This window comes from Streptomyces sp. NPDC005262, from assembly GCF_042872425.1.
GTDB lineage: Bacteria > Actinomycetota > Actinomycetes > Streptomycetales > Streptomycetaceae > Streptomyces.
Genome location: NZ_JBIAKK010000010.1, coordinates 20589 through 46284 on the forward strand (window position 1 = coordinate 20589; position 25696 = coordinate 46284).

Consider the following 25696-nt stretch of genomic DNA (forward strand, 5'->3'; position numbering starts at 1 on the left):
TCGTACCCGGCGGGTATTTTCATTCCATGGGGACGAACGGTAAGCACCGCACGCATCTGGTCTGGGACTGGAACGGCACACTGCTCGACGACAACACAGCGGTCATCGGCGCGACGAACGCCGCGTTCGCCGAGGTCGGCCTGGAGCCGATCACGCTCGAGCAGTACCGCGAGATGTACTGCATCCCTATCCCGCGCTTCTACGAGCGGCTGATGGGCCGACTGCCCACCGAGGCCGAGTGGGAGCGGATGGACGGGAGCTTCCACCGGTACTACACGGAGCAGCGGGTCGTCTGCGGTCTCACCGCGGGTGCCGAGGAACTGCTCGCCCAGTGGCAGCTGGCCGGCCGTAGCCAGTCGCTGCTCAGCATGTACGTCCACGAGCAGCTGGTTCCGGTGGTGCGGGGATACGGGATCGAGCGGCACTTCACCCGGGTCGACGGCCGCACCGGGCCGTCCGGCGGCAGCAAGGCGCAGCACATGGAGCGGCATCTCGCCGCGATGGACGGGGTGTCTCCCGAGCGCACGGTGGTGATCGGTGACGCGGTGGACGACGCGGTGGCCGCGGCCCATGTCGGTGCGCGCGCGGTGCTCTACACCGGGGGGTCGCACAGCCGGAGCAGCCTGGAGGCGGCCGGGGTGCCGGTGGTGGACAGTCTGGACGAGGCTGTGGCGCTCGCCGAGCAGATGGCCGTCTGAGCGGCGGGACCGCCGGGCCGGAAATGATCCGAAAAGGCCCGGAATGATCCGTGAGGGAGGGGCCCAAGGGCTGTCCCGAAATCCCTGGTGGATCGGCGCGCGGCGTCAGATGCGGTGCATCGCAAGGCGGAGGGGCGTCCTCATACTGGACGTATCCGGGCGTTCCGACAACGCAGCGAGGTGCCGTAGCTGTCGTCGTGCGCCCGCCAGGGATTGCGGGACAGCCCTTAGACCGCCGGGGCCGTGGTGCGCAGGACCTTCAGGAATTCGCGCATCCAGGCCGAGTGGTCCGGCCAGGCGCGGGACGAGATCAGGTTGCCGTCGACCACCGCTTCGTGGTCCTCGAAGCTGGCGCCTGCCGCCTGCATGTCGAGTTCCAGTGCGGGATAGGCCGTGACGCGGCGGCCGCCCAGCTCGCCGATCGCCGCCGTCAGCAGGGGGCCGTGGCAGATCTGGGCCACCGGCTTGTCCGTGTCGAAGAAGGCCTTGAGGATCTTGCGGAGCTCGGCGTCGTTGCGCAGGTACTCGGGGGCGCGTCCGCCGGGGATGACCAGGGCGACGTAGTCACCGGCGTCCACCTCGGAGAACGCCAGGTCGGCCGGCCAGGTGTAGCCGGGCTTCTCGGTGTACGTGTCGAAGCCGGGCTCGAAGTCGTGGATCACGAAGCGGAGAGTCTTGCGGGCGGGGGCCGCGATGTGGACGTCGTACCCCTCCTCGCGCAGCCGCTGGTACGGGTAGAGGACCTCCAGGGACTCGGCGGCGTCGCCGGTGACGATCAGGACCTTCGGTGCCATGGTGCGGCTCCCCTCGCGCGGACGGTCTCCCATAAGCCTGCATCTGTCCGTTGCGCGCTGTCCAGAGTGTCAAAGTTCGGGACCATCTTTTGTACACATACGGCTCATGACGGTTCCGGGTACCGGCGAGATAGCCTGGACCCCGTGATCAGCGCGATATGCCTCGGGGGCAGCGAAGCCCCCGGCCTGCGCCCGGAGTGCCAACGTGCCCGGGCCATGACTGATCCCCTCAGCCCGGACCCTCTGCCAAAAATGGCCAATAAGGTCCCGGGCATCTTTCATAGCGGCATAGCGTCGTCTCAGACCGGAAACCCCGTGTCGTGGCGGTACGTCGCCTTTTTCACCTACGTCACGCAACGGCGCGCGACAGGAGCCAGAGGACATGCAGACCAAGCTGGACGAAGCCAAGGCCGAGCTGCTCGCACGGGCCGCCAAGGTAGCTGACAACGGCCCGGGGGGTGGTGTCGGCGGCCCGGGCGGTACCACCCGGGTGCAGGTTGCAGGCACCGGGGCCGAGGGCACCGGTGCCGGGCAGGACGAGCGTCCCGGCCAGGATGTGCTGCTCTCCTACCTCCAGCGCTACTACCTGCACACCGCTCCGGAGGACATCGCGGGCCGCGACCCGGTCGATGTCTTCGGCGCCGCTTCCTCCCACTACCGGCTCGCGGAGAACCGCCCGCAGGGCACCGCGAACGTCCGGGTGCACACCCCGACCGTCGAGGAGAACGGCTGGACGTCCAGCCACTCCGTGGTCGAGGTCGTCACGGACGACATGCCGTTCCTGGTCGACTCCGTCACCAACGAGCTGTCCCGGCAGGGGCGCGGCATCCATGTCGTGATCCACCCGCAGATCGTCGTCCGCCGCGATGTCACCGGCAAGCTCATCGAGGTCCTCGCCGAGGGCAACGGCCTCTCGGCGGCCCCGCAGGCCCGCAAGGGCGCCGACGGGACCAAGGCGACCGGGACCGCGCTGCCGCACGACGCGGTCGTCGAGTCCTGGATCCACGTCGAGATCGACCGCGAGACCGACCGCTCCGACCTCAAGCAGATCTCCGAGAACCTGCTCCGGGTGCTGTCCGACGTACGGGAGACCGTCGAGGACTGGGAGAAGATGCGTGACGCCGCGCTGCGCATCGCCGACGACCTGCCCGGTGAGCCGCTCGACGCCCTCGCCGACGAAGAGGTGAACGAGGCGCGGGAGCTGCTGCGCTGGCTCGCCGCCGACCACTTCACCTTCCTCGGCTACCGCGAGTACGAACTGAGGGAGACCGACGCACTGGCTGCCGTCCCCGGCACCGGCCTCGGCATCCTGCGCTCCGACCCGCACCACAGCGAGGACGAGGCACACCCGGTCAGCCCGTCCTTCGACCGGCTGCCCGCCGACGCCCGCGCCAAGGCCCGCGAGCGCAAGCTGCTCATCCTGACCAAGGCGAACAGCCGGTCGACCGTGCACCGTCCCAGCTACCTCGATTACGTCGGGGTGAAGAAGTTCGACGCCGACGGCAATGTCATCGGTGAGCGCCGCTTCCTCGGACTGTTCTCGTCCGCCGCCTACACCGAGTCCGTGCGCCGGGTGCCCGTCATCCGCCGCAAGGTCGCCGAGGTGCTGGAGGGCGCGGGCTTCTCGCCCCACAGCCACGACGGCCGCGACCTGCTGCAGATCCTGGAGACGTACCCGCGCGACGAGCTCTTCCAGACGCCCGTCGACCAGCTGCGCTCCGTCGTCACCTCCGTGCTCTACCTCCAGGAGCGGCGCCGGCTGCGGCTGTACCTGCGCCAGGACGAGTACGGGCGCTACTACTCCGCGATCGTCTACCTGCCGCGTGACCGCTACACCACCGGCGTGCGGCTCCGGCTGATCGACATCCTGAAGGAGGAGCTCGGCGGCACCAGCGTCGACTTCACCGCCTGGAACACCGAGTCGATCCTGTCCCGGCTGCACTTCGTCGTCCGTGTCGCACCCGGCACCGAGCTGCCCGACCTCACCGATGCCGAGAAGGACCGCATCGAGGCCCGTCTCGTCGAGGCCGCCCGCTCCTGGGCCGACGGCTTCCAGGAGGCGCTGAACGCCGAGTGCGGCGAGGAGCGTGCCGCCGAGCTGCTGCGGCGATACGGTCACTCGTTCCCCGAGGGCTACAAGGCCGACCACTCGCCGCGCTCCGCCGTCGCCGACCTGGTCCACCTCGAAGCGCTCAAGCAGGACGAGAAGGATTTCGCGCTCAGCCTGTACGAGCCGGTCGGCGCCGCCCCGGGCGAGCGCCGCTTCAAGATCTACCGGACCGGCGAGCAGGTCTCCCTCTCCGCCGTCCTCCCGGCGCTCCAGCGGCTCGGTGTAGAGGTCGTCGACGAGCGTCCCTACGAGCTGCGCTGCGCCGACCGTACGCACGCCTGGATCTACGACTTCGGTCTGCGGATGCCGCAGGTCAACGGCAGTGGCAACTACCTCGCCGACGATGCCCGCGACCGCTTCCAGGACGCGTTCGCCGCGGTGTGGACCGGTGAGGCCGAGAACGACGGCTTCAACTCCCTGGTGCTCGGCGCAGGTCTGAACTGGCGGCAGGCGATGGTGCTGCGCGCCTACGCGAAGTACCTGCGGCAGGCCGGTTCGACCTTCAGCCAGGACTACATGGAGGACACCCTCCGTAACAACGTCCACACCACCCGTCTACTGGTCTCCCTCTTCGAGGCCCGGATGTCACCGGGCCGGCAGAGCGCCGGCACGGAGCTGATCGACGGTCTCCTCGAAGAGCTCGACGGGGCACTCGACCAGGTCGCCTCGCTCGACGAGGACCGGATCCTGCGATCCTTCCTCACCGTCATCAAGGCCACCCTGCGCACCAACTTCTTCCAGCAGGCGAAGAGCGGCAAGCCGCATTCCTACGTCTCGATGAAGTTCGACCCGCAGGCCATCCCGGATCTGCCGGCGCCCCGCCCGGCGTTCGAGATCTGGGTGTACTCGCCGCGTGTCGAGGGCGTCCACCTGCGCTTCGGCAAGGTCGCCCGCGGTGGCCTGCGCTGGTCGGACCGGCGGGAGGACTTCCGTACGGAGATCCTCGGCCTGGTCAAGGCACAGATGGTGAAGAACACCGTCATCGTGCCGGTCGGCGCCAAGGGTGGCTTCGTCGCCAAGCAGCTGCCGGATCCGGCAGCCGACCGCGACGCGTGGATGGCCGAGGGCATCGCCGCGTACCGGACGTTCGTCTCGGCGCTGCTCGACATCACCGACAACCTGGTGGCCGGCGAGGTCGTGCCGCCCGTCGGCGTCGTCCGGCACGACGAGGACGACACCTATCTCGTCGTCGCCGCGGACAAGGGCACCGCGAGCTTCTCCGACATCGCCAACGAGGTGGCCGTCTCGTACGGCTTCTGGCTCGGCGACGCGTTCGCCTCCGGTGGCTCCGCCGGATACGACCACAAGGGCATGGGCATCACCGCCCGCGGTGCCTGGGAGTCCGTCAAGCGGCACTTCCGCGAGCTCGGCCACGACACCCAGACCGAGGACTTCACGGTCGTCGGCGTCGGCGACATGTCCGGTGACGTGTTCGGCAACGGCATGCTGCTGTCCGAGCACATCCGGCTCGTCGCAGCCTTCGACCACCGGCACATCTTCCTCGACCCGACCCCGGACGCCGCCACCTCGTACGCCGAACGGCGCCGGCTCTTCGACCTGCCGCGCAGCTCCTGGGCCGACTACAACAAGGAACTGCTCTCCGCGGGCGGTGGCATCCACCCCCGTACCGCGAAGTCGATCCCGGTCAACGCGCACGTCCGCGAGGCGCTCGGCATCGAGTCGGGTGTCACCAAGATGACGCCTGCCGACCTGATGAAGACCATCCTCAAGGCCCGCGTCGACCTGGTGTGGAACGGCGGCATCGGTACGTACATCAAGTCGTCCACCGAGTCGAACGCGGACGTCGGCGACAAGGCCAACGACGCGATCCGCGTCAACGGCGAGGACCTGCGGGCCAAGGTCGTCGGCGAGGGCGGCAACCTCGGTGCCACCCAGCTCGGCCGGATCGAATTCGCCCGGGGCGGCGGCCGGATCAACACCGACGCGATCGACAACAGCGCCGGTGTGGACACCTCCGACCACGAGGTGAACATCAAGATCCTGCTCAACGGCCTGGTCCGGGACGGCGACATGACCGTCAAGCAGCGCAACAAGCTGCTTGCCGAGATGACCGACGAGATCGGCCGTCTGGTGCTGCGCAACAACTACGCCCAGAACACCGCGCTCGCCAATTCCGTCGCCCAGTCCGCCTCTCTGCTCCACGCCCAGCAGCGCTTCATGCGCCGTCTCGGCCGCGACGGACACCTCGACCGGGCGCTGGAGTTCCTGCCCAGCGACCGGCAGATCCGCGAGCTGCTGAACGGCGGCAAGGGGCTCAGCCAGCCCGAGCTCGCCGTGCTGATCGCCTACACCAAGATCACCGCGTCCGACGAGCTGATCAAGACCAGCCTGCCGGACGACCCGTACCTGCAGAAGCTGCTGTACGCCTACTTCCCGACACAGCTGCGCGCGCAGTTCCCCGAGGCGGTCGACGGGCACGCGCTGCGCCGCGAGATCATCACCACGGTGCTGGTCAACGACACGGTGAACACCGGTGGTTCGACCTTCCTGCACCGGCTGCGGGAGGAGACCGGCGCGTCGATCGAGGAGATCGTGCGGGCCCAGGCCGCGGCCCGCGAGATCTTCGGCCTCGGCCAGGTGTGGGACGCCGTCGAGGCGCTCGACAACAAGGTCTCCGCCGATGTGCAGACCCGGATCCGGCTGCACTCGCGCCGGCTCGTCGAGCGCGGTTCGCGTTGGCTGCTCGGCAACCGGCCGCAGCCGCTGGAGATCGCCGAGACGATCGGCTTCTTCAAGGACGGCGTCGACCAGGTCTGGGCCGAACTGCCCAAGATGCTGAAGGGCGCCGACCAGGAGTGGTACCAGGCGATCCTGGACGAGCTCACCGAGGCGGGCGTCCCGGACGAGCTGGCGCAGCGCGTCGCGGGATTCTCGTCCGCCTTCCCGGCGCTCGACATCGTGGCGATCGCCGAGCGCATCGGCAAGGACCCCCTTGCCGTCGCCGAGGTCTACTACGACCTCGCCGACCGGCTGGGCGTCTCCCAGCTGATGGACCGGATCATCGAACTGCCGCGGAACGACCGCTGGCAGTCCATGGCCCGCGCCTCCATCCGCGAGGACCTGTACGCCGCGCATGCCGCGCTCACCGGGGATGTGCTGAGTGCGGGCAACGGGACGTCGACGCCGGAGGAACGGTTTGCGGCCTGGGAGGACAAGAACGCGGCGATCCTGACGCGTTCGCGCACCACGCTGGAGGAGATCCGGAGTTCGGACTCGTTCGATCTGGCGAACCTGTCGGTGGCCATGCGGACCATGCGGACGTTGCTGCGTACGCACGCGTAGTGGTCTGAGGGGGGAGCGGCTGCCGGGGCGTCCGGCGGCCGCTCCCCCCTCGAACGCCGGACGGGGCTGAATGGGATGCCCGACCGTCCGGCGGTGCGTGTGTCCTCGATCGCCGGACCGGCTTGATTCCCGCACCGGTCACGGGTGCCGCCCGCCCGCTGGGCACGGAGGGGCGCTCTGGCCGGCGTGCGGCGACCCCGGGAGCGGGCTGCTGCGGCTGTGGGGGAGCAGGCCCGTGAGGTGACCGCGCCGCCCCCGGCCCTACTTCCCGGCGGCGGACCTCACTTCTTGGTGGTGAACTTCTCGTACGCGGCGACGACTTCCTTCGCCGGGCCGTCCATCCGCAGCGTCCCCGCCTCCAGCCACAGCGCCCGGTCACATGTCTCGGTGATCGACTTGTTGCTGTGGCTGACCAGGAACACCGTGCCCGCCGCCTTGCGCAGCTCGATGATCCGCTCCTTGCTGCGCCGCTGGAACTTGGCGTCGCCCGTGGACAGTGCCTCGTCGATCAGCAGAACGTCATGGCTCTTGGCGGCGGCGATGGAGAACCGGAGCCTGGCTCCCATGCCCGACGAGTACGTACGCATCGGCAGCGTGATGAAGTCGCCCTTCTCGTTGATGCCGGAGAAGTCGACGATCGCCTGGTAGCGCTCGCGGATCTCGTCGCGCGTCATGCCCATCGCCAGCCCACCGAGGATGACGTTCCGCTCGCCGGTCAGATCGCTCATCAGCGCGGCGTTCACGCCGAGCAGCGACGGCTGCCCCTCGGTGTGCACCTGGCCCTTCGACGGCGGGAGCAGACCGGCGATCGCCTTCAGCAGCGTCGACTTCCCCGAGCCGTTGGAACCGATCAGGCCGATCGCCTCGCCCTTGTACGCGGCGAAGCTGACGCCCTTCACGGCATGCACCTCGCGCACGCCGGGGGCCTGCCGCCGGGAGGCGATCCGGCTGAGGGCCGAGGTGGCGCTGCCCTTTCCGGTGCGCGCGCCGTTGACCTTGTAGGTGATGTGGACGTCGTCGACGACGACGGTGGGTACCCGCCCGTTGTTGCCGGTCATGTTCTCAGCCACGTCCGTACAGCTCCTCGGCCTTCCAGAAGTACACGAAGCCGCCCACTCCGCACACGAGCGCCCAGCCCGTGGCGACGGCCCACACATGCGGGGGCAGCTGCGCCCCGCTGAAGCTGTCGATGAGTGCGAACCGCATCAGGTCGATGAAGACGGCGGCCGGATTGCACTCCAGCGCCACCTTCACGAGGTGCGGAACCGTGTCCCCCTTCAGGTGTTCGTCGAGGCTGAACATGACGCCCGACGTGTACATCCAGGTGCGCAGGACGAACGGCGTCAGCTGCGAGATGTCCGGGGTCCGGGCGGCCAGCCGCGCCACGACCATCGAGAGCCCGGTGTTGAAGACGGCCTGCAGGAGCAGCGCCGGGATCGCCAGCAGCCACGACGGCTGGGGGAACTGCCCGAACGCGACCAGGATCAGGACCAGCGCGCCCAGTGAGAACAGCAGCTGCTGGAGCTGCTGCAGCGCCAGTGCGACGGGCAGGGATGCGCGCGGGAAGTGCAGCGCCCGGACGAGGCCGAGGTTCCCGCTGATCGCGCGGGTGCCCGCGGTGATCGAGCTGGCGGTGAAGGTCCAGATGAACACGCCCGTGATGAGGAACGGAACGAAGTCCTCGACGTTCTTCTTCTGGTGCAGCAGGACGCCGAAGATGAAGTAGTAGACCGTCGCGTTGAGCAGCGGGGTCATGATCTGCCAGATCTGGCCGAGCTTCGCCTGGCTGTACTGGGCGGTGAGCTTGGCGGTGGCGAACGCCGTGATGAAGTGCCGGCGGCCCCACAGCTGCCGGACGTACGCGCCGAGCGTCGGCCGTGCCCCGCTCACGGTCAGCCCGTGCCGGGCCGCGAGCGCGGCGAGCTCACCCGGCTCGTAGACCGGGAGGAGGGGGGTGGGGGCTGCGTCGGTCACCGGCGGGGTGGTCGGCGGGGCTGTTGTCTGGCTCACCACGATCGCTTTCGACGGGAGGACAGGAACCATCGCGAACGCCGGAACGGAACCGTATCGTCGCAACGCCGAGAGTAGGACGTGACCACGTCGCAACGCAACCGTTTCGTCGTTACGGACTATCATTCGGGTCATGACCACCGACCCGGGAACCCGCCGTCGCGTCCCCGCCGGAGCCGCAGTGCTGCGCGAGGACGTGACCGATGCCATCCGCAGCGCCGTCTTCGAGGAGCTGGCGGCGGTCGGCTTCGCCCGGATGTCGATCGAGGGCATCGCCCGGCGCGCGGGCGTCGGGAAGACCGCCGTCTACCGCCGCTGGAAGTCCAAGCTGGCCCTCGTCCTCGACCTGGTCTCCGCCGTCGCGGTCCAGGGCATGCCGGCGCCGGCCACCGGCTCGCTGTACGGGGATGTCCGCGCCGTGCTCCAGTTGGCCGCCTATGCGCTGCGCCACCCGGTCGCCTCGCAGGTCATCCCGGACCTGCTGGTCGAGGCGGCGCGCAACCCGGAGATCTCCGACACGATCAAGTCGGCCCTGCTGGACCCGCAGCAGGGCATCGCCGCCGTGGTCGTCCGGGACGCCGTCGCCCGCGGTGAGCTGCCTGACGACAGTGACCCGGACCGCGCCCTGGATCTGATCGTCGGCCCGCTCTACTGGCGGCTCGCCGTGGTCCGCGGCGATCTGCCCAAGGGCTATCTGGACGATCTGGCCGAATCGGCCGTCGCCGCCCTCAAGAAGAACTGACCGCCTGGCCATCGGCTGCGTCGGGACCGGTCCGCCCACCGGGCCGGCACGGCGCGTACGCGGCCTGCTGCCCGGCCCCGCACCCCGGCGACACCCCCGGAGCTGACGCCTCCACCGGGGGCGAGCTGCTGGGGTCTGCCGACCGGGGAGCGGAGGTCACAGCGGGCGGCCGGGCCCCCGGGGCGTGTCCGGGAGCCCTTCCGTCCGCACCATGGCGGCCACGTCGCCGACCGCGTGGTGCGATGGTGTTCCTGAACGGCTCGCGATGTCACTCGTTCGAGGCCGTAACCGGTGACCCCCGGCCGTTCACGCGGTTGAGCCATACGGACAACCAGGCCCCCGATGAACGGACGTGCTCAACATGCCGCCACGGCTCAGTGTCGTCGTCCCCGTGTACAACGTGGAGCTCTATCTGACGGACTGCCTGAAGTCCCTCGCGGAGCAGACCATGGACGACCTGGAGGTGGTGATGGTCGACGACGGGTCCACCGACGGCAGCGCCGCCCTGGCCGCTGCCTTCGCCGAACAGGACAGCCGGTTCCGGCTGGTGAGCCAGAAGAACGGCGGCCTCGGGCACGCCCGCAACAGCGGGGTCCGCAACTGCGACCCGGACAGCCGCTACGTCGCCTTCGTCGACAGCGACGACATCGTGCCGCCCCGGGCGTATGAACTCCTCGTCGGCGCGCTCGACGAGACGGGATCGGACATCGCATCCGGCAACGTGCTCCGGCTGCGGGCCTCCGGCAAGCTCCAGCAGTCGCCCAACTTCCGAAAGCCCATGGCGACCACCCGGCTGCGCACCCACATCTCCCGCGACTGGGACCTCGCCGCCGACCGGATCGCCTGCAACAAGGTCTTCCGACGGTCCTTCTGGGACGAACACGCCTTCGCCTTCCCGGTCGGCACCCTGTACGAGGACATCCCCGTCGTCCTCCCCGCCCACTTCCTGGCCCGCTCCGTCGACGTCGTCAAGGACGCCGTCTACCACTGGCGCGACCGGGCCGGCTCGATCACCACCCGCCGCGCCGTCGTCCGCGGCATCCGGGACCGGGCCTCGCACGTACTGGGCGTCTCCACCTTCCTCGAAGAGCACCGCAGCGCCGCCGACAAACGCCGATACGAGGCGCATGTCCTCGCCAACGACCTCTGGTACTTCATGGAGGCGCTGCCCGACGGGGACGACGAGTACCGCCGGGCCTTCCTCACGTACGCCAACGAGTTCACCGACCAGGTCGACCCGGCCGTCCTCGACGGGCTGCCGCTGCGGCTACGGCTGATGTGGCATCTCGTACGCGAACGGCGCACCGGCGAACTCCTGGAGCTGCTCGCCCACGACAAGGCCGAACCGGGTGCCTTCGAGGTACGGGGCGTGCGGCGCCACATCGCCTCGTACCCGGCCCTCACCGGGCCGGTACCGCGCTCGGTGCTACGGGTCGGTGACCGGGACCTGCCGCTCACCGCCCGGCTGCGCGAGGCGCACTGGCAGGGCGGCAAGCTGCACCTCAGGGGGTACGCGTACATCCGCAACCTGCCCGCCGACTCGTGGCACAGCGAGTTCCGGGCCGGCTGGCTGCGGGCCGGGCGCCGGCACGTGGTGCCGCTGCGGCTGCGTACGGTCGACGAGCCGGAGGCCACCGCCCGCTCCCGGCAGAGCCTGCACGACTACGACCGGTCCGGCTTCGAGACGGTCATCGACCCGGCCCGGCTCCGGATCTCCGCCGACGGTGACACCGAACGGCTCACCTGGCGCCTCGAAGTCGGTATCGCCGGACACGGGATGCTGCGCCGCTCCGACGTCTCCACCGACGTGGCCGCGGCGGCGCCGCCCGTGCACCGGCCGGACGGCGACCACCGCATCGTCCCCGTCTTCGAGAGCGGCAAGCTGGTGGTGCACGCGGAGCGGATCGACGCCCGGTTCGAGACGCACCGGGCGGGCGACGCGGGCGACGGGACCGCCACCGTGGTGATCAGTGGCATGATCCGCGACCGTCTCGGCAAGGGGCCGCTCCGCCTCGGTCTCACCCACCGTCCCTCCGGCACCTCCCTCGACTTCCCCGCCACCGTGCACGAGGGCGCCGTGCCGTCGGCGTCGGGCTGGCGTCGCTTCACCGCCGCGATCCCGCTCGCAGCGGTCACCGACGCACGGCCGACGACGGAGGCGGCCTCCGTCGCGTACAGCCTGCATCTGGTCGGACCGGACGGCCGCAGGACACCGGTCGACGTGCCGGGGCCCGTTCCGCCGGGCCGCTACCCGATCGGTTCGCCCGCACCGGAAGCGGGCGGCGACGAGCCGCGTGAGCTCGCGCTCACCGCCAGCTCCCGGGGCAATCTGCTGATCAGCGACCGGCCCGTGCAGCCCGCCTGCGAGCTGGCGAGCTGGACGGAGGACGGGCTGCTGCTCCTGGAGGGCACCTTCCCCGCCGACCCCGACCGGCCCGTCGAGCTGGTGGCCCGGCACAGCGGTCATCACGAGGAGGCCGTCTTCCCGGTGGTGTTCTCCGGGCCCGCGCAGGCCCGGCGGTTCCGGGCCGAGCTGCGGCCCGACGCCGTCGAAGCGCCCGGCGGCCCGCTGCCGCTGGGGGAGGGCCACTGGTACTTCTTCCTCCGCCCGAAGGGCTCAGCCGACGACACGGGCGATATGCCGCTGCGCATCCCGGCCGCCGCCCACCGCACCCTTCCCGCCGCCCGTACGCTCGCAGGCCGTACCTATGTCATCGAGCGGCGCTACCACGACCAGCTGCTCGTCAACGCCGCGTCCATGCTCACTCCGGCGGAGCGTGGCGCCCGTGGCAAGCGGCTGCTGCGCGAGGCGTACGCCGGACGGCGCACCGCCCCCCTGCGCGACACCGTCCTGCACAGCAGCTTCGACGGCCGCCAGTACTCCGACTCGCCGCGCGCGATCTACGAGGAACTGGCCGCCCGTACCACCGCGTTCGAGCACCTGTGGGTGGTACGCGATCAGCAGGCCCGGATCCCCGCGGGTGCCACCGCCGTCGTCCACGGCTCCGCCGCCTGGCACGAGGCGCTGGCCCGCAGCCGCCACATCGTCACCAACACCCAGCTGCCCGAATGGTTCGAACGGCGCGACGGCCAGACCGTCGTCCAGACCTGGCACGGCACGCCGCTCAAGCGCATCGGCCTCGACCTCGCGGGCACGGCGCAGGCCAATGCCGCCTACATCGCCACCATCGAACAGCGCGCCGGCCAGTGGAGCGTCCTGGTCTCCCCGAACAGCTTCTCCACCCCCGTCCTGCGGCGCTCCTTCGGCTATCGGGGGGAGATGCTGGAGTGTGGCTATCCCCGCAACGACCTCTTCCACGCCTCGGACCGCACCAAGGTGGCCGCCGCGGTACGGGAGCGGCTGGGGATCCCCGCGGGCAAGCGGGTCGTGCTGTACGCGCCGACATGGCGTGAGGACCGGCCGCAGGGCGGCGGCAGATACGCTCTCGACCTCCAGCTCGACCTGGCCGCCGCCGAACGCGAACTCGCCTCCGACACCGTGCTGCTGGTGCGGCGCCACTACCTGGTCACCGACCGGCTCCCGGACACCGGCAGCGGCTTCGTGCGGGACGTCTCGCGCTATGGGGACGTCGGCGAGCTGATGCTGATCAGCGACGCACTCGTCACCGACTACTCCTCGCTGATGTTCGATTTCGCCCAGACCGGCCGCCCGATGCTGTTCCACACGTACGATCTCGCTCTCTACCGTGACACCCTGCGCGGCTTCTGCTTCGACTTCGAGAACCGCGCCCCGGGTCCGCTGATCCCGGACTCGGCGGATCTCGTCGAGGCGCTGCGCGACCCGGTCCGGGCCACCGCGGGACACGCGCAGGCGTACGAGGCGTTTCGCCGGGACTTCTGTGACCTCGACGACGGGCATGCGGCGCAGCGGGTGGTCGACCGGATGCTGCAGCCCGACCCCCGGTAGTCCACCCCGGACTCCAGTTCCGGTCCCCGCGCCTGTGCCCGTGGGGACCGGAACCGGACTCCGGGTGAAGCGGTGGTGAACGACCGGTAGTGCCCGCGCAATGGGGGATGAGCGAACCGTTCGAGTGATTCGCACCGTCCGGTGTACGTGCAGATGGGCGGGGAGCGATTCACTCGTTCGCTTAAGTATGTTGATCGGTGCACTGGATAGCGGCCGCGGGTTGCTACGTTCGTTTTCATGGGTATCCGAACGTGGTGCGACGCCTGGAGCGTGCGGCGCGCAAGAGCTGTCGTGTTCGTCGCCGCAGCCATAGGGCTGCTGGTCAGAATGCTGATCGCGGCGAACACGTCGGGCCCCGCCGATGTGCGCTTCTTCAAGGGTTTCGCCAAGGCCGTCGCCGTTTACGGTCCCGTTCGTATTTATGAGCACCCACTGCCGGGCCTGCCCGTCTACAATCATCCGCCGCTGGCCGGCTGGATGCTCCTCGGGCTGAACGAACTCGCTGAAGTCGGAATTCCGTTCGGAACGTTGATCCGATCACCTGCTTCGATCGCCGACTTCTTCTGCACACTCATCGTGTTCGAAATTGTCCGGCGGCGTCGCAGTCTGCGCACCGCGGTCGCCTGCGGGATCGGCGTGGCCCTCAGCCCTGTGCTGATCGCCACCTCGGGCTACCACGGCAACACCGACGCGGTCGCCATCGCTTTCGCCTTCGCCGCCGCGTATCTACTGGCCGACCGGAGGTCGCCGCTGGCCGCCGGGGTGGCCGCCGCGCTGTCGATCAGCGTCAAGTTCGTCCCGGTCGTGGTGATCCCGGCGCTCTTCGTCGTCGCGCTGCGGGCCGGCCGGCCGGTGTTCGTCCGCTTCACCGCGGGGTTCACTGTGCTGGTCGCGCTCGTCTGGGGACCCGTGCTGGTGACCGTGCCGGGGAACCTCAACGAGAACGTCCTGGAGTACACGGGGGGCGGCTACCGCCTCTGGGGCCTCGTTCGGTTCGCCGATGTGCTCGGCCTGCCGGAGTCCTTCATCGCCTTCATCCGCGGCGACGGCCACTTCCTCTTCGTGCTGATCTGTGTGGCCGTCGGTGTCTGGCTGGCCTGGGTGCGGCCCGGGCAGCTGCCCGTTGTCGTCGCCGTGACATCGGGCCTCCTGCTGCTGCTCTCCACCGCGTCCGGCCTGCAGTACCTGACCTGGGCGGCCGCCGCGATGTTCGTCATCGGGTTCTGGGAAGGGCTGGCGTACAGCTGCCTGCTCGGCTGGACGGCCATCCTCGGCTACCAGGGACGCTCCCCCGTGCGCTGGAGCGAGACGGTGCTGCAACTGGGCACTGCCGGCTGGTTCGTGCTCGCGGTCTGCCTGGTCAGAGGCGTCCGCAGGATCCTCGCCGCCCCGCCGGACGGGCCCCCGGCGTCCCCCGCCGAACCGGCATCGGTCTCTGCGCCCCGCACTTCGCATCCGTTCGGTTCCGCCGTCAACTGACCACACCCGAGCACACTGGAGAACGTCCCGTGAAGGAAAGCACGAGCCCCAGGATCGGCATCCTGGTGGTCGCGTACAACGCCGAGACGACGCTGGAGAAGACCCTCGACCGGATTCCGGAGGATTTCCGGTCCCGGGTCTCCGAGATCCTCATTCTCGACGACGCGAGCCATGATGCGACCTTCACCGCAGGATGCCGCTGGTCGCTGGCGGAAGGAATGCCGCGGACCGTCGTGATGCGGCACACCAAGAATCTCGGATACGGCGGAAACCAGAAGGCCGGATACGCGCTGGCCGCCGAACACGGACTGGACATCATCGTGCTGCTGCACGGCGACGGACAGTACGCCCCCGAACTGCTGCCCGATATGGTTGCGCCGATCGAGCGCGGTGAATGCGAAGCCGTGTTCGGTTCGCGGATGATGAAGTCCGGCAGCGCCCTCAAGGGCGGCATGCCGATGTACAAGTGGCTCGGAAATCGCATTCTCACCCGCCTGGAGAACCGGCTCCTCGGCTCGAAGCTCACCGAATTCCACTCCGGCTACCGCGCCTACAGCGTCGCGGCCCTCAAGAAACTTTCCATCGCCCGGAACACCGACGCGTTCGACTTCGACACCCAGATCATCGTCCAGTTGCTCAACGAAGGGATGCGGATCAAGGAGATCCCCGTCCCGACGTACTACGGCGACGAGATCTGTTACGTCAACGGCTTGAAGTACGCGAAGGACGTCGTCAAGGACGTCCTCGAATACCGCCTCGCCATCAAGGGGTTCGGCACCTGCGCCTGGATCCCCAAGCCCGTGGAGTACGCCTTCAAGGAGGGCGACGGCTCCTCGCACGCCGTCATCCTGGAGAAGATGCGAGCTCTGCCGCCCGGTCGCGTACTCGACCTCGGCTGCTCCGGCGGTCTGTTCGCGCAGCGTCTGGAGGCGCTCGGCCACGAAGTGACCGGCGTCGACTACATCGAGGTCCCGGGCGTCCGCGAGAAGTGCACGCACTTCCACCTCGCCGACCTGGAGGAGGGGCTGCCCGACGAGATCGGCGCCGACTTCGACTATGTGGTCGCCGGCGATGTCATCGAGCACCTCTCCCGTCCCGAACGCGTACTCTCCGAGGCCGCGACCGTGCTCCGGCCGGGCGGCCATGTGCTGCTGTCCGTACCGAATTTCAGTCACTGGTACTCACGCCTGCGGGTCGCGCTCGGAGTCTTCGACTACGACAGGCGCGGCATCCTCGACGAGACGCATCTGCGCTTCTTCACCCGGGCCAGCCTGCGCCGCACCGTCCGGAACGCCGGCTACGACGTCCTCGACATCGCGTCCACCGGGGCGCCGTTCTGGTCGCTGCTCGGCGGTCGCGGACCGCTCGCCACGACCCTCGGCGGCCTGTCGAAGCTGCTGACCAGGGTCCGGCCGACGCTGTTCGGCTATCAGCACGTCGCACTGCTCACCCCGCATGCGGCCGAGACGATCATCGCTGGAGAGCACGTCGATGTACAGGACATCCTCAACCGACAGTACGTCCCTGCCGGCCGGGTCGGAGTCTGAGACGGCCACCGCCGCCTCGGTGTCCGACTCCGCACGTGCCCCCGAGCCGGTGCCCGCCGCCCCCGTCAGGAGCAAGACCTTGACCCTGCCCAGTCTGACGCTGCTGCTGTTCGCCGTGTTCGCGTCGGCGGGGGGCCAGATCATGCTCAAGCACGGGATGAAGGGCGCCGCGGCGACCGTCGGGCGTGAGGGCGGATCCCTGGCGATGCGCGCGGCGACCAGCCCGTGGGTCGTCCTCGGGCTCCTCGTCTTCGCGGTGTCCGCGCTCGCCTGGATGGCGACGCTCGCCAAGGTGCCGCTGAGCATCGCGTACCCGTTCAACGCGCTCGGCTATCTGCTGATCGTGCTGGCCGGATCGACGGTGCTGCACGAGCGGACCTCGATGTGGACCTGGGGCGGCTCGCTGCTCGTGGTCATCGGCCTCGTCACGGTCATGGCGGGCCAGCAACGCTGAGACGTGTCCCGGGAACGGGTGCGCGATCAATCGCCGGGCGGCAGGAACGAGCCCGTCCGGCGATTGAGGACTAACGCCCGCCGGCTGCCCCTTCCTCCCCCAGCAGCACTGCCCGGACCACCCGTTCCGCCGCTCGCCCGTCGTCGTACGGACAGAACCTCGCCCGGAACGCGGCCCGCAGTGCCTCGTTCTCCGGGCTGTTCCAGCTGCCGTCGAGGAAGATCCGGGCCAGCTCGTCCGTGCTCGTGGAGACGGCCCCCGGGGTGTCTCCCGGTTCCCCGGACAGCAGGTCGAAGCAGACCCCGCGCACCGTGCGGTACATCTCCCAGTCCGGGGCGTGCACCACGATGGGCCGGTCCAGAGCGGCGTAGTCGAACATCACCGACGAGTAGTCCGTCACCAGCGCGTCGGCCGCCAGACACAGCTCCTCGATCCGCGGATGGTCGCAGACATCGACGATCGACGGACGGTCCGGCAGCCCTGCACCGTCGTAGAAGTAGTGCGCCCGGACCATGATCACGGTGTCGGGGCCGAGTGCTTCGGCGAGCTGTTCAAGATCGATCCTGCTGGTGAACGACGCCTCGTAGTCGCGGTGGGTCGGCGCGTAGAGCACGCTCCGCTGACCGGGGCGGATGCCCAGCCCGGCCCGGATCTCAGCGATCTGCCCGGCCGTCGCCGTGGTGAAGACGTCATTGCGCGGGTAGCCCGTCTCGAGCGAGCGCGCGGCGCTCGGGTAGGCGCGGGCCCACACCTCCGTGGAGTGCGGGTTGGCGGAGATGCTCCAGTCCCACCGGTCGACGCGCTGCAGCAGCCGGTCGAAATTCAGCCCCTGCGCCGCCGCCGGATAGTCCTGCTGGTCCAGACCCATGATCTTCAGCGGGGTGCCGTGGTGGGTCATCACATGGATCTGACCGGGGCGTTTGACCAGGTGGTCAGGGAAGTTGACGTTGTTGATGAAGTACGTGGCACGGGCCAGCGTGGCCCAGTAGCGGCGGGTCCCCGGCACCACGTGGTCGATGCCGGGCGGCACCGTGTCCACCTGGTTCTTCGAAACCACCCACACCCCGCGGACCTGCGGGGCCAGCTCCTGGGCCTTGCGGAAGATCGCCTCCGGGTTGCAGCTGACCCCGCGGTTCCAGTAAGCGGCGTAGACGGCGAGCCCGCGGTCCAGCGGACGCCTGCGCTGCCACCAGTAGTAGCGCGCGGAAAGCGTGCGCTTCGCACGCGCCCGGAGCGCGGCGGGCACGGAGCGCATCGTCCGGCGCAGGGCGAGCGCGATGTCGAGGGCGCCCAGTGCGGCGAACCGGCCGCCGCCGATCAGCTGTGGCCGCAGCCCCCTGGCGCCGCCCGGGAACCGGTGCCCCTCGGGCCGGTGCGTGCGGTGGAACGCGGCCACGGACCGCACGTACCGCCTGCGCCGTCGCTCCACCGACGGGTATCCGGCCAGGAGCTCCTGGGCGGCCCGCTCGAAGAGCAGCGCCCGCAGCGGATGGAGGGCCGGCCGGTCCCGGAGGAACGTCATCAGCCCCGCGTAGGCCTCGACGAGCTGGAGCGGTGTCGTGCCGTCGGTCGGCTCCGACTCGTCGGCGAGTTCCGGCAGATAGCGCTGCTGGCGGTGCTCGACGCAGGCGACCGGCAGGACGGCGACGGATTCGGCGGCGGCCAGCGTCTGGAGCGCGTACATCCGCTCGCCGTGCGTTCCGGGGCCGAAGGCCAGCTTCTCGGACTCGTGGAGGGTGCGGCGTACGGCCCGGTTCCAGGAGACCTGCGCGATGTCGAGGAGCTCGGGATGGTCGGCGAGGGTGAGGGGACCCGCGGGCAGTTCGTGCAGCAGTTCCAGCGACCGGGTCGGCCGCGGCCTGCCGCGGAACGTCCGTTTGTGATGGCCGAACAGCAGCAGTTCCGGGTCGCCCGCCGCGTTCAGCGCGTCGGCGACGGCCTTCAGCGCACCCGGCAGCAGGATGAAGTTCCCCTCCAGGAAGAGCAGATGGTTCCCGACGGCCCGCTCGGCCCCGGCGTTGCGCCGCCCGGCGGGTCCCACGCCCTCGCCCACCGGGAGGTGGATGGCCTGCACCCGGTCGTCCCGGGCGGCGAACTCGTCCAGCAGCAGGCCCGAGCCGTCCGGTGCCCCGTCGTCGACGCCGATCACTTCGATATCCGTGAACGACTGCGAGAGCACCGACTCCAGGCACTCGCGCAGATGTCCTCGGGCGCGACGGACGGGGATGATGACACTCAGCCGGGGCATACACGCTCTTTCTCGGTCACTGGCGCCCGTGGGCGCAGACAGCGGGGGAGACGGGGGACAACAGGAAGTCGGAAGACCGCTGGGTCAGGTGGCCGGGCGGTCGGGTCCGGTTGACGGACTGCGTCCCGGCGAGGGCCCGCTCAGGAGGGCCGGTACGGGGACGGACGCCGGGACCGGCGCGGGCCCCGGCTGCCGCTCCGCGAGGGAGGCCGCGGACATCGCCGGCACCTGCACGGTCGTGTCGCCCAGGAACACCCGGCGTACCACCCGCTCCGCCGCGTGTCCGTCGTCGTACGGGCAGAACCGCGCCCGGAACGCCGCCCGCAGCTGCGCGGAGCGGGAGCCGCGCCAGTGGCCTGTGGCGAAGATGTCCAGCAGCTCGTCCTCGCTGTGGGCGATCGCCCCCGGTGGACAGGAGCGCAGATCGAAGTAGGTGCCGCGGGCTGCCTCGTACGCCTCCCGGTCACCGTTGTGGATGACGACAGGCCGGTCCAGACTGGCGTAGTCGAACATCAGCGACGAGTAGTCGGTGACCAGTGCGTCGGAGGCGAGCGCGACCGCCTCGACCGAGGGATGGTCGCTGACGTCGATGATCCGCGGGTGCGTGCCGCGGACCAGCGGGGCCTCGTACGAGTAGTGCGCGCGGGTCAGGACCACGAAGTCGGGGCCGAGCGCCCGGACCACCCGCTCCAGGTCGAGGCCGAGATGCTGGGTGCGCCGGTAGTCGCGGTGGGTGGGGGCGTACAGCAGGGCGGTGGCACCCTCGGGGATGCCGATCGACCGGCGAAGCCGGGCCACATCGGCGACGGTGGCCCGCCGGAAGAGGTCGTTGCGCGGACTGCCGTACTCCAGCGTCTCCAAGCCGGCGGATCCCGACGGGTAGGCCTTCTCCCACACGAGGGTGGAGTGCCGGTTCGCGGAGAGCGAGAAGTCCCACTTGTCGACGTTGGCGAGCACCTGCTCGAAGTCCATCGCGCCGGCCGCCGCGGGCCGGTCCTGAAGGTCCAGGCCCATCGTCTTCAACGGGGTGCCGTGATGGGTCTGGAGCAGCACCTGGCCGCGCCGCTTGACCAGCCGCCGGTCGAAGTTGACGTTGTTCACCAGGTACTTGGAGCGGGCCAGCGCCTGCCAGTAGCGGTACGTTCCCGGGGTGAGCCGACGGATTCCGGTGGGGACGGTGTGCTCGTCCTCGGCGCGGCAGATCCATGACGTCTGGAGCCCGGGCACCAGTTCGCGGGCCTTCTCCTCGATCGCCGCCGGGTTGCAGGCGTAGCCGCGGTGCCAGTACGCGGCGAACACCGCCCGGTCCGCGCGCACGGGCAGCCGGAGCTGAGCGCGGTAGTACGCCTGGAGCGCGCCGGCCCGCACCACCCGGCGCGCGGCCCCGGCGATCCGGCGCAGCCGCCCCCGCACCATCCGCGCGGTCCACAGGGCGCGGTAGGTGCGGTGCGCGCCCAGCCGGATCAGTCCGTGGCGCAGCCGGGTGCGGCCCGGGGCAGGGGCGCCGGGGACGCGGTAGCGGCCGCAGTGGGCACGGGCGCGGCGGAAGAACTCGCCGCGGCTGCCGCGCGGCAGCCTGCCGCGGGTGGTGAACAGCGTCGAGAAGTGGTCGAGCATCCGGCGGTAGATCACCGGCCGCCAGCCGGCGAGCCGGGGGCGGGCGTCGATGAACGCGAAGACCCGGTCGTACTGGTCGAAGATGTCGAAGTGCTTGCGGCTGGTGGTGGACAGGATGTTGCCCTGGCGCCGCTGCCGGTAGTGGACGCACACCTCGTCGAGGACGGCGATCGAACCGGCGGCCATCAGCACCGGATAGGTCCAGGGGGTGTCCTCGTAGTAGCCGGGCGGGAAGGTGAACCCCTCGGCCTCGACGAACTCGCGGCGGTACGCCTTGTTCCAGACGACCATGAGGACTTTCAGCAGACCGGGCCGGTCGGCGAGGGCGAAGGTGGCGGCGCCGGTCTCGGCGAGATGCCCGGCGAAGGCGTTGCGCACGCTCTCGCCCGTCCAGTAGGTACGGGCGTAGTCGTAGACCAGGACGTCCGGCTCCCCGGTCCGCGCGATCCGGTCGGCGATGGTCCACAGGGCGCCGGGGGCGAGGGTGTCGTCGCTGTCCAGGAAGATCAGGTAGTCGCCGGTGGCCTGCGCGATCCCGGCGTTGCGGGCGAGGCCGAGGCCCACGTTCTCCGGCAGGTGCAGGGCTCGCACCCGGCTGTCGCGGTCGGCGAACCCGTCGATGATCGCGCCGCAGGAATCGGGGGAGCAGTCATCGACCGCGATGATCTCGAAGTCCGCGTACGACTGGCTCAGCACCGAGTCCAGGCTCTCGTGCAGATACGCCTGAACCCGGTACGCGGGCACGATGACACTGAACCTGGGCACAACACATCCATCGGTCGTTCGCTGGTGCGGGCGGGTGGTCCGCAAACGGCCGATGGGGCGTGATGGTTACGCCGAAACGTGGCATTCGCGCGAAGTGCCAGGTGGGGCGTGCCCGTTGGGAGTAACGGGACACGCCCCATGTTGACGCACATCAGGTCGACGTACAGTTGACGGATTTCTGTGCGAGGCCGCTACTTGACCGCGCCCGCCATCACGCCGGAGACGAACTGGCGCTGGAAGGCGAAGAACACGGCAAGTGGAATCACCATCGACACGAAGGCGCCGGGCGCCAGTACATCGATGTTGTTGCCGAACTGCCGCACCTGCTGCTGCAACGCCACAGTGATCGGCGGCGAGTCGGAGTCCGCGAAGATCAGCGCGACCAGCATGTCGTTCCACACCCAGAGGAACTGGAAGATCCCGAGCGAGGCGATCGCCGGACCGCCCAGCGGCATCACGACCCGGGTGAAGAGCCGGATCTCGCCCGCCCCGTCGAGTCGGGCCGCCTCCAGGAGTTCGCGCGGGATCTCCGCGAAGAAGTTCCTCAGCAGGAAGATCGCGAAGGGCAGGCCGAACGCCGTGTGGAAGAGGATTACACCGAAGGTGGTCTCGAAGATCCCGATCTCGCCGAAGAGCTTGGAGACCGGGATGAGGGCGACCTGCACCGGGACCACCAGCAACCCGACGACCAGCAGGAACCACCAGTCGCGGCCCGGGAAGTCCATCCAGGCGAAGGCGTACCCGGCGAGCGAGCCGATCACCACGACCAGGACCGTCGCCGGGACGGTGATCATCACCGTGCTCAGGAGGGAGTGGGTGATGGTCGAATTGTCCAGCAGCCGGGAGTAGTTGTCGAAGGTGAGCTGGGACGGGGCGGTGAAGACCTTCCACCAGCCGGTCGCCGCGATCTCCTCGCCGCTGCGCAGCGAGGAGAGCAGCAGTCCGATGGTCGGCATCAGCCAGAACAGGCCCACCAGGATGAGGAAGACCCGCATCACGCCGCCGCCGGCGCGGGCCGCGATCCGTGAACCGAGGGACTGCTTCGCCTGCTCCGCGCCGCTGCCCAGGACCGAAGCCGTGCGGGTGGCCGCGGCCGTCGTCGACGGGGTTGTCATCGGTGCCCCTCCTTCCGTATCCGGCGGACATCGCCGTGCTTCTCCGGGGGGCGACCCTCGGCCCCCCGGTCGGAGGTGACCGTGGTCGACGGGGTCGTCATCGGCGCCCCTCCCTCCGCATCCGGCGGATATTGAAGATCATCACCGGGATCACCAGCAGCAGCAGGAGTACGGCGATGGCGCTGCCGATCCCGAGGTCCGCATCCGTGCCGAACGAGGACCGGTACAGCTGGAGGGCCAGGACGTTCGCGTCGTCCTGGGAGGAACCCGGGGCGATGATGAAGACCAGGTCGAAGATCTTCAGGACGTTGATCATCAGCGTGACCAGCACGACCGCGAGCACGGGCGCGAGCATCGGCACGGTGATCCGGCGGAACACCTGCCACTCGTTGGCACCGTCCACCCGGGCCGCCTCGAGGAGTTCACGCGGCAGACCCGCGAGTCCGGCCGCGATCAGCACCATCGCGAAGCCCGCCCACATCCAGACGTAACTGCCGATGATCCCGGGCGTCACCAGGGTCGGGCCGAGCCAGTCGACCCCGTTGTACGGCTCCTTGAAGTTCGACGCGGGGAGCCGGAGCAGGGCTCCGTCGGCCGAGGCGGGCAGGGCGAACGTACCGTCCGCGGCGGCCTTCGCCGAGGCGACCACCTTGCCGTTCCTGACCGCCTCGACCTCGAGCCCCTTGAGACCGAGCTCCTTGGTGTCGATGACATTGGGTTTGCCGCCGCCGCCCTTGGTGAAGTCCAGCCACGCGGTGCCGGCGACCTTCCCGGACTGCGCGGTGGCCGCCTTCGCCGGCTTCGCGTCGGTCGGCATCTTCGCGGGCGCCACCCCGACCAGCGGCAACCGGACCGGTTCGCCGGCCCGTACCGGCACCTTCGTCACGAACGATCCGCCACCGCCCGCCTTGAGCGGGTGGACGGGCAGCGGGTGCGCCTTCGGGTAGCCGGCCGACTCGGCGAACGTGTCGTGCACACCCACCCATACGGCGTTGGCGACCCCGCGCTCCGGGGCCTGGTCGTACACCAGCCGGAAGATGATGCCCGCAGCCAGCATCGAGATCGCCATCGGCATGAAGACGATCAGCTTGAACGCCGTACCCCAGCGGATCCGCTCGGTCAGCACCGCGAAGATCAGCCCGAGCGCGGTGGAGATCGTCGGTGCGAAGACGACCCAGATCGCGTTGTTCTTGACCGCCGTTCGGATGGTGTCGTCCGTGAACAGCGCCTTGTAGTTGTCGACACCGGCGAAGCCCGTGCCCGACTGGTCGAAGAACGACCGGTAGACGGAGTAGCCGATCGGATAGAGCACAAGCGCGCCGAGCAGCACCAGCGCGGGCAGCAGGAAAGCCGTCGCGACCATCGTGCGGGTGCCGGTCACGCTTCTGCCGGGGCGCGGCTGCGCAGTGCGCTCGGAGCGCTCAGGGGGGCGCTTGTCGGCGGGGGGCACCTCGTCGGCGCCCCCCGCTGTCGCTGTCGTCATCCCGTCAGCTCTTGTACGCCTTGGCCGCGTCGGACTCCAGTTTCGCCTGGGTCCCCGCGATGTCCTTCGGGTTCTTCAGGAAGTCCTGGAGGGTCTTCCACTCGCCCTTCCCGGGCGTCCCGCCGAACGACTGCGGGGCCTGGTCGGACATGTCGAACCGGACGGCGTCACCGGCGGCGATCAGCGCCTTCGCCATGGTGCGCTGCACCTCGTTCGGATACGCGGCGGTGTCCAGGGCCTTGTTCGGCGAGATGAACCCGCCCTGCTCGGCCCAGATCTTCGCCGCGTCCGTCGAGGCCAGCCAGGTCAGCAGGGCCTGGGCACCCTTGCTGTCCTTCAGGGCCACCGCTGCGTCGCCGCCCGTCACCACGGGGGACTCGGCGCCGACCGCCGGGAACGGGAACACCTTGGCGTCCGTACCGATCTTCGCCTTGGTCTGAGCGATGTTGATACCCACGAAGTCGCCCTCGAAGACCATGGCGCCCTTGGGCTGGTCACCGCCGGTGAACGTCTGGGTGACCGAGGCCGGGAACTCCGTCTGCAGCGCGCCGTCCGCGCCGCCCGCGATCAGCGACGGCTTGCCGAAGAGCCCGGCGAGCGTCGTGAGCGCGTCCTTGACGGACGGGTCAGTCCACTTGATCTTGTGCTGGGCCAGCTGGTCGTACTTCTCCGGGCCCGCCTGGGAGAGGTAGATGTTCTCGAACCAGTCGGTGAGGGTCCAGCCGTCCGCCCCGCCGACCGAGACCGGCGTGACACCCGAGGCGGAGACCGTCTCGGCCGTCGCCATGAAGTCCTTCCAGGTCTTCGGCTCGCTCGCCCCCGCGTTCTCGAATGCCTTGGTGTTGTACCAGATCAGGGACTTGTTGGCGGCCTTGAAGTAGACGCCGTACTGGGTGCCGTCCACCGCGCCGAGGTCCTGCCAGACCTTCGAGTAGTTCTTGTCCAGCTGGGCCTTGGCGTCGGCGCCAACCGGCTTGGCCCACTTCTTCTCCGCGGCCTGCTTGATCGCGCCGACCTGCGGGATCATCGCGACGTCCGGCGGCTGACCGCCCGCGATCTTCGTGCCGAGGAAGTTGACGATCGGGTCCTGCGCAGGGACGAAGGTGACCGTGGCGCCCGTGCGCTTCTCGAACTCCTTGAGAACCTTGACGAAGTTGGCCTGCTCGGGGCCGGTCCAGACCGCCGCGACCGAGATCTTCTCGCCGTCCAGCTTGGGCAGTGAGACGCCCGAAGGCGTCTCCTCGGAGCTGTTGGAACCTCCGCCCGTCTTTCCCTTTCCGCTGCCACCGTCGTCACCGCAACCGGTGAGGGCCAGTGCGCCGATGGCTGTGAACACCATGGCGGCCCTGCGAATCCGAAGCGTTGTGCGCATCCGTGCCCCGTCTCTCCTGTGCGCCTGCCTG

At 69.6% G+C, this 25696-nt stretch carries 15 protein-coding genes; 7 read left to right on the plus strand and 8 right to left on the minus strand.

Annotated elements, in window-relative coordinates; all coding sequences use genetic code 11:
- Window positions 1-26: 26 nt before the first annotated feature.
- On the plus strand, window positions 27-698 hold the full coding sequence (locus ACFYP5_RS23670) for an HAD family hydrolase (RefSeq protein WP_389039356.1): 672 nt from the start codon (window positions 27-29) through the stop codon (window positions 696-698).
- 227 nt (window positions 699-925) lie between these two features.
- Here ACFYP5_RS23670 and ACFYP5_RS23675 read toward each other — a convergent pair whose 3' ends face one another.
- Window positions 926-1492: a DJ-1/PfpI family protein gene (locus ACFYP5_RS23675; protein ID WP_389039359.1), complete on the minus strand. Its 567-nt coding sequence runs from the start codon at window positions 1490-1492 to the stop codon at window positions 926-928.
- Window positions 1493-1874: 382 nt separating this feature from the next.
- Here ACFYP5_RS23675 and ACFYP5_RS23680 point away from each other — a divergent pair, with 382 nt between their 5' ends.
- On the plus strand, window positions 1875-6905 hold the full coding sequence (locus tag ACFYP5_RS23680) for an NAD-glutamate dehydrogenase (RefSeq protein ID WP_389039361.1): 5031 nt from the start codon (window positions 1875-1877) through the stop codon (window positions 6903-6905).
- A gap of 281 nt (window positions 6906-7186) precedes the next feature.
- Here ACFYP5_RS23680 and ACFYP5_RS23685 read toward each other — a convergent pair whose 3' ends face one another.
- Window positions 7187-7963 carry an ABC transporter ATP-binding protein gene (locus ACFYP5_RS23685; protein WP_389039868.1) on the minus strand — a complete coding sequence of 259 codons (777 nt, stop codon included), beginning with the start codon at window positions 7961-7963 and terminating at the stop codon, window positions 7187-7189.
- A 4-nt stretch (window positions 7964-7967) separates the two neighbouring features.
- Window positions 7968-8918 (minus strand): ABC transporter permease, encoded by a 951-nt coding sequence (locus ACFYP5_RS23690; RefSeq protein ID WP_389039364.1) that lies wholly within the window; start codon window positions 8916-8918, stop codon window positions 7968-7970.
- Between the two features lie 130 nt (window positions 8919-9048).
- On the opposite strand from ACFYP5_RS23690, the gene ACFYP5_RS23695 reads away from it, so the two are divergent.
- The 5 genes from ACFYP5_RS23695 to ACFYP5_RS23715 all read left to right on the plus strand — a co-directional run bounded on the left by ACFYP5_RS23695 (window position 9049) and on the right by ACFYP5_RS23715 (window position 17065).
- Entirely contained in the window at window positions 9049-9657 is a 609-nt protein-coding gene (locus tag ACFYP5_RS23695; RefSeq protein WP_389039367.1) for a TetR/AcrR family transcriptional regulator, read from the plus strand.
- A 361-nt stretch (window positions 9658-10018) separates the two neighbouring features.
- The gene (locus ACFYP5_RS23700; RefSeq protein ID WP_389039871.1) at window positions 10019-13585 is read left to right on the plus strand and encodes a CDP-glycerol glycerophosphotransferase family protein; all 3567 of its coding nucleotides are present in this window, start codon (window positions 10019-10021) and stop codon (window positions 13583-13585) included.
- Window positions 13586-13822: 237 nt separating this feature from the next.
- Window positions 13823-15064, plus strand: a complete 1242-nt coding sequence (locus ACFYP5_RS23705; RefSeq protein ID WP_389039370.1) for a glycosyltransferase family 39 protein — start codon at window positions 13823-13825, stop codon at window positions 15062-15064.
- Between the two features lie 29 nt (window positions 15065-15093).
- Window positions 15094-16611 (plus strand): methyltransferase domain-containing protein, encoded by a 1518-nt coding sequence (locus ACFYP5_RS23710; RefSeq protein ID WP_389039373.1) that lies wholly within the window; start codon window positions 15094-15096, stop codon window positions 16609-16611.
- 79 nt (window positions 16612-16690) lie between these two features.
- Window positions 16691-17065: a hypothetical protein gene (locus ACFYP5_RS23715; RefSeq protein ID WP_030922887.1), complete on the plus strand. Its 375-nt coding sequence runs from the start codon at window positions 16691-16693 to the stop codon at window positions 17063-17065.
- Window positions 17066-17135: 70 nt separating this feature from the next.
- Here the strand turns inward: ACFYP5_RS23715 and ACFYP5_RS23720 are convergent, their stop codons facing one another.
- The 5 genes from ACFYP5_RS23720 to ACFYP5_RS23740 form a co-directional block, all read right to left on the minus strand.
- Entirely contained in the window at window positions 17136-19313 is a 2178-nt protein-coding gene (locus tag ACFYP5_RS23720; RefSeq protein WP_389039376.1) for a CDP-glycerol glycerophosphotransferase family protein, read from the minus strand.
- 84 nt (window positions 19314-19397) lie between these two features.
- A complete protein-coding gene (locus ACFYP5_RS23725) occupies window positions 19398-21695 on the minus strand; it encodes a CDP-glycerol glycerophosphotransferase family protein (RefSeq protein ID WP_389039379.1) in 2298 nt (765 codons plus the stop codon).
- Between the two features lie 191 nt (window positions 21696-21886).
- Entirely contained in the window at window positions 21887-22810 is a 924-nt protein-coding gene (locus ACFYP5_RS23730) for a carbohydrate ABC transporter permease (protein ID WP_389039382.1), read from the minus strand.
- Window positions 22811-22907: 97 nt separating this feature from the next.
- The gene (locus tag ACFYP5_RS23735) at window positions 22908-24293 is read right to left on the minus strand and encodes a carbohydrate ABC transporter permease (protein ID WP_389039385.1); all 1386 of its coding nucleotides are present in this window, start codon (window positions 24291-24293) and stop codon (window positions 22908-22910) included.
- Between the two features lie 4 nt (window positions 24294-24297).
- Complete coding sequence (locus ACFYP5_RS23740) at window positions 24298-25665, minus strand: ABC transporter substrate-binding protein (RefSeq protein WP_389039388.1); 1368 nt, start codon at window positions 25663-25665, stop codon at window positions 24298-24300.
- Between the last annotated feature and the right edge of the window lie 31 nt (window positions 25666-25696).

Coding starts and splice junctions, on each gene's coding strand:
- ACFYP5_RS23740 (WP_389039388.1), bottom strand. CDS start 25,665: ATGCGCACAACGCTTCGGATTCGCAGGGCCGCCATGGTGTTCACAGCC.
- ACFYP5_RS23675 (WP_389039359.1), bottom strand. CDS start 1,492: ATGGCACCGAAGGTCCTGATCGTCACCGGCGACGCCGCCGAGTCCCTG.
- ACFYP5_RS23735 (WP_389039385.1), bottom strand. CDS start 24,293: ATGACGACAGCGACAGCGGGGGGCGCCGACGAGGTGCCCCCCGCCGAC.
- ACFYP5_RS23730 (WP_389039382.1), bottom strand. CDS start 22,810: ATGACAACCCCGTCGACGACGGCCGCGGCCACCCGCACGGCTTCGGTC.
- ACFYP5_RS23685 (WP_389039868.1), bottom strand. CDS start 7,963: ATGACCGGCAACAACGGGCGGGTACCCACCGTCGTCGTCGACGACGTC.
- ACFYP5_RS23705 (WP_389039370.1), top strand. CDS start 13,823: ATGGGTATCCGAACGTGGTGCGACGCCTGGAGCGTGCGGCGCGCAAGA.
- ACFYP5_RS23670 (WP_389039356.1), top strand. CDS start 27: ATGGGGACGAACGGTAAGCACCGCACGCATCTGGTCTGGGACTGGAAC.
- ACFYP5_RS23695 (WP_389039367.1), top strand. CDS start 9,049: ATGACCACCGACCCGGGAACCCGCCGTCGCGTCCCCGCCGGAGCCGCA.
- ACFYP5_RS23680 (WP_389039361.1), top strand. CDS start 1,875: ATGCAGACCAAGCTGGACGAAGCCAAGGCCGAGCTGCTCGCACGGGCC.
- ACFYP5_RS23720 (WP_389039376.1), bottom strand. CDS start 19,313: ATGCCCCGGCTGAGTGTCATCATCCCCGTCCGTCGCGCCCGAGGACAT.
- ACFYP5_RS23700 (WP_389039871.1), top strand. CDS start 10,019: ATGCCGCCACGGCTCAGTGTCGTCGTCCCCGTGTACAACGTGGAGCTC.